This window comes from Glutamicibacter sp. AOP38-B1-38 (genome assembly GCF_052377485.1).
GTDB lineage: Bacteria > Actinomycetota > Actinomycetes > Actinomycetales > Micrococcaceae > Glutamicibacter.
Window position 1 is genome coordinate 1 of the sequence record NZ_JBQSWU010000059.1, and the last position, 4,009, is coordinate 4,009.

The following is a 4,009-nucleotide window of genomic DNA, read 5'->3' on the forward strand; positions in this document are numbered from 1 at the left end:
AGTAAAAACGCATTTGAGTAAGTGAGTGACTTGAATGTTAGTCTTTGAGTAGTTGGCTGGCGCGCTGGAAGCTAATGCCGAGCACTTTTTCAATGTCGCGCACGGTGTAGCCTTCGGCGTGTAGCCCGCGCACGACCCGGCGCGTGTGCTCCGCTGCCGACATGCTCAGTTCGCGGGCCTTGGCGGTTTCTTCGCGGGCCTTGGCCCATTCCCTTTTAGCGGCCTCCGGTAGTTCGTAGGTGACATTGACGGTCACTGCATCCTTGGGCACGTCCAGGATTGCTGCCGCGAGGCTGTCCGCGTACTCCTGCACCTCGCTGAGTTTCTTAGTGGAGGTCACTTGGTCAAGTTCGGGGATGGAAATTTCCCACCACTTGCCGTCCTTCATGGCCACAGCTTCTAGGGTTCGCTGGGAGTGCATCTTATTCCTTTCTGCGGCGGGAGGGCTGATGCCCTCCCGCCGGGGCGGTTACTTCCAGCTCCTCGGGATCTGCGGGAAGATCTTGCTGAGCTGCCGGATGATTCCCGGGGAGGTTTCCTTATGCCTGGGGAGGGCGAAAACTTTGCTTCCATCCGGCGGGGCCCACACGTCGTGTGGCCCTTGCGACCGGATCACGCTCCACCCTTGGGCCGTGAGAAACTTGGTCACTTCCTTGGTTTTCGTTGTTTTCATAACTTTAGTCTAGTCCCCCTAGACTGACAAGTCAATGGGGACTAGACAACATCGGCTATTTTATCCGGCCTGAATCCTGACCAGTGCTCGACCCCCGCGACCACGACCGGGGCTTGCGCATAGCCAAGGCTTTTGATGTAGGCGAGCGCGTCATCATTGGCGCTCACGTCCACGGCGCTATAGGCGATTCCAGCGCTTTCTAGGGCACGGTAGGTGGCGTTGCACTGCACGCACGATGGCTTGCTGTAGACAGTGACGGGCGTTTCCATGATTTCCCTCCTTGGGGTTATTCCTGGGCTGTCAGCGCCGCGATTTCTTTGGGGCTGAGCTTATAGGCGAAACTGCACTGTCCAAATTCCTCGGCGGCGATGGTGGCGGCTTCTTCTGAGTCGTAGAAACCGAGAATTTGGGTTACCGGGCAGTTGAGGACGATATAAGGGGCAACGGTACTCATGGGAAATTCCTGCTTTCCGGGCGGTGGCACCCCGCCGCGAGGCGGGGCACCGGGTGCTAGCTAGCCGGCGGGGAGGCCGCGATATTTGGCGGGTAGATCCTCGAACTTCTCGGGCACATCGTCGGGGCCGTCGCTTTGCCCTGTTTTCCAGAACCAATGAGCGTCACGGTCAATGGCTTCTTTGCACGCTTCCAAGGTGTCGAAATATTTGGTGGTGGTGTCACCTTCGACGTAGAGGCCGTAGCCGAAGTGGCGCTTGCCGCCCTTGTTGATCTGGCGGGCGAATCCGATCACGTAGGGCCATGCGCCGAAGTCGTAGCCTTCGGCTCCCCATTGGGCAATGACCGTCCATCCTGCGTTTTCGGCGGTGTCCAAGTAGTCGTAGCCGTCGCCGCTGCGGTCATCGAGGGGCAAGTCTGGCCCGGTGAACGTGGTCTGAGCTGTAGTTTTCATCGCTTTTCCTTTCCCTGGTTCGTTGTCCTCATATCTTTAGTCTACCCCGCCTAGACACCCCTTGTCTAGTAGAGATAGACACTTATTTTTTTGGCAAATGTCCGCCCGTCCGGGAACCTGGGCCGGCTAGAGAATCACTCACGGTGAGGCCATCTTGAAAACTGGGGTTGCGCCCTGGCTGAGCCTTCGCGAGCGTGCCCCAATCCCTTGGACTACCCCTTGTCGATGCCGAAAAAACCCAACCCCTCCACGCGCACCACGGGTTAATGAGTCTTGAACCATGGGGAAATCAGCCGGGAAAACCCCGGGCACAGTTCTATCAAAGTGACTTCTTGGGGATGCATTGCGCTAGTGTCGGTCGCCGTCGCTACGGTAAAGGCTTAGAATGTAGATTCTAAGAAAGTGTGCTGTGATGAAAATTGATCGTATACAGGTTTGCGAGCTGGCGACCCCGCCGCAACGGGTGATCGCTATGGCCCTGGACCGTGTCCCGGCGGGTTACCCTTCCCCAGCCCAGGACTACTCCGATACGAAGATTGATCTATCCGAGATGCTGATCCGTGATCAAGTCTCGACCTTCATTGTGCGGGTGTCTGGTGAGTCGATGCAGGACGCGGGAATCAGCGATGGGGACGAGCTGATCGTTGACCGCAGTGTGCAGCCACGCGATGGGCACGTGGTGATTGCAGTGATCGACGGGGAGATGACCGTCAAACGTCTCTCCACTGGCCCTGCCGGGGTGGTGTTGAAAGCAGAGAACCCGGACTATCCCGATCTGCGCGTAGCGGAACTATCGGATTTCAGGATTTGGGGTGTGGCCACCACATGCCTCCATCACCTCTAGACTCCCCCAACCCGGCACAGCGGGGCGAATACATCGCACATGTTGATGTGAACAGCTTCTATGTCTCCTGCGAACGCGTCTTTGACCCGAAACTCGAAGCCCGCCCGGTAATCGTGCTGTCCAATAATGATGGCTGCGCGGTCGCGCGCAGCAGCGAAGCCAAAGCCCTGGGCGTTGAGATGGGCGCGCCGTGGTTCAAACTCGCTGCCGACGCTGACCGATACTGGTCGCAAAGTCCTCTAATTATGAGCTGTATGGCGAAATGTCGGGGCGGGTCATGAAACTGCTGGCACGGTTCTCTGCTTGGGTGGAGATCTATTCCATCGACGAAGCCTTCCTCGGCGTGAGCGGCACGCTCGATGAGCTGCAAGCCCTGGGTGAGCAGATCAAGGCCGAGGTGTTCCGGCTGACCGGGTTGCCGGTCTGTGTGGGCATCGCCAAAACTACCGGTACAGCCGAGTATTCGTTAGTGGCCTATTGGACCCGATCCATTCGGGTTCCGTCGTGGAATATGAATGTCGTTTTCAGGACTCGTCGGCACAGTCCTTCCGTGACCGGAAGGGAACGTTTTACGGGACATCGAAGTAAGTCGCGATCTCTAAACCTATTGATTCGTCAGTTCGTGACAACGCCAGGGTGCAAACCGGAAAGCACATCTCTATGCGATTACCTGATTTCACAGACGATCTCGTAAGGCTCAAAATTAAAGCCCTGACGCATGGCTTCTCTACAAGCTTCCTGGATCTGTTCATGCACCGGCCGCCCAGGTGAGAATGCACCGACCCGCACCTCGATCCGTGCCCCATTAAAATTAGACTCCAGTACAACCGCGGATTCCACTGCATCAATTTCCTCTATCTCAGAAGCAATATAGGCAGCCTTCTCTTTCCCCGGTTCCGCCGTACGACTAACGTCTCTGGCTTCCGCCCACGAATCGATGAAGTGATTCAGCCCAAGATGGATTGAGAAGCCGGCACCGAGCGCAAGGAACGCAGACGTTGCAACTATCACCAAGATAGTTTTTATCGTTCTGCCATAATTTTTCATTTTTACAGCATAGATTGTTTCACTGAAGTTCTGCCCGCTCCTCAGTACAACGGCAAAATCGTACGATAAGGGCGCAGCAAGCCATCTACCCACTGGACCATGGCTTCTCAATAGAAACCACTCAGAGCATGCCCGTAGAAACAACGCTATACGGCACTCGTAAAGCTAACGTTCAGATTCGATGCTAACAACACGGCAAGTGACATTGTAGTCATTCCACCACAGTCCGTTCCGTCCACATACGTCCATGAGGCTGTTCTCAATATCTCGGTTAGTGACACTCGTCGTTACGTTGAGGAAACGATCCCTCGGAGCGGCCCCATCAGGCTCTGTCGTAAATTCAGTTTTTAATACCTCTGGGATTTTTTCTACCCTACCGATTAACACCTGCTCCTTCTCGGCATCGGTCCACGTCGCATATCGGACATGGTCATAAAGATACTTGGGAACATTGAATGGGTCGCCCGTAGCTAATTTACTGAAAGCAATTAGCAATCCGGCAACAATGAAGGTTACAACTAGGAATCCAACGCCGAGT

At 55.6% G+C, this 4,009-nt stretch carries 8 protein-coding genes and 1 pseudogene; 2 read left to right on the forward strand and 7 right to left on the reverse strand.

Annotated elements, in window-relative coordinates:
- Positions 1-37 precede the first annotated feature (37 nt).
- The 5 genes from ACT3TP_RS18400 to ACT3TP_RS18420 are packed head-to-tail and all read right to left on the reverse strand — an operon-like array spanning position 38 to position 1,580.
- Positions 38-421, reverse strand: coding sequence for a hypothetical protein (locus ACT3TP_RS18400; protein WP_096288484.1), 384 nt, complete (start codon positions 419-421; stop codon positions 38-40).
- Between the two features lie 48 nt (positions 422-469).
- Entirely contained in the window at positions 470-673 is a 204-nt protein-coding gene (locus tag ACT3TP_RS18405; protein ID WP_096288482.1) for a type II toxin-antitoxin system HicA family toxin, read from the reverse strand.
- A 41-nt stretch (positions 674-714) separates the two neighbouring features.
- Entirely contained in the window at positions 715-942 is a 228-nt protein-coding gene (nrdH, locus tag ACT3TP_RS18410; protein ID WP_096288479.1) for a glutaredoxin-like protein NrdH, read from the reverse strand.
- Between the two features lie 17 nt (positions 943-959).
- The gene (locus ACT3TP_RS18415) at positions 960-1,127 is read right to left on the reverse strand and encodes a hypothetical protein (RefSeq protein ID WP_176484274.1); all 168 of its coding nucleotides are present in this window, start codon (positions 1,125-1,127) and stop codon (positions 960-962) included.
- A 60-nt stretch (positions 1,128-1,187) separates the two neighbouring features.
- On the reverse strand, positions 1,188-1,580 hold the full coding sequence (locus ACT3TP_RS18420) for a hypothetical protein (protein WP_096288477.1): 393 nt from the start codon (positions 1,578-1,580) through the stop codon (positions 1,188-1,190).
- 472 nt (positions 1,581-2,052) lie between these two features.
- Between ACT3TP_RS18420 and ACT3TP_RS18425 the strand changes: the two genes are divergently transcribed.
- Both ACT3TP_RS18425 and ACT3TP_RS18430 read left to right on the forward strand, forming a co-directional pair.
- A complete protein-coding gene (locus ACT3TP_RS18425) occupies positions 2,053-2,424 on the forward strand; it encodes a LexA family protein (protein WP_229777474.1) in 372 nt (123 codons plus the stop codon).
- Positions 2,406-2,884: pseudogene (locus tag ACT3TP_RS18430) on the forward strand (Y-family DNA polymerase); the annotation flags it as partial. The gene ACT3TP_RS18425 and the pseudogene ACT3TP_RS18430, both read left to right, overlap by 19 nt.
- A 206-nt stretch (positions 2,885-3,090) precedes the next feature.
- Here the strand turns inward: ACT3TP_RS18430 and ACT3TP_RS18435 are convergent.
- Complete coding sequence (locus tag ACT3TP_RS18435) at positions 3,091-3,471, reverse strand: hypothetical protein (RefSeq protein WP_146112622.1); 381 nt, start codon at positions 3,469-3,471, stop codon at positions 3,091-3,093.
- A 165-nt stretch (positions 3,472-3,636) separates the two neighbouring features.
- Positions 3,637-4,009 (reverse strand): hypothetical protein (locus ACT3TP_RS18440; protein WP_444621260.1); only part of this gene is annotated, 373 nt, incomplete at its 5' end.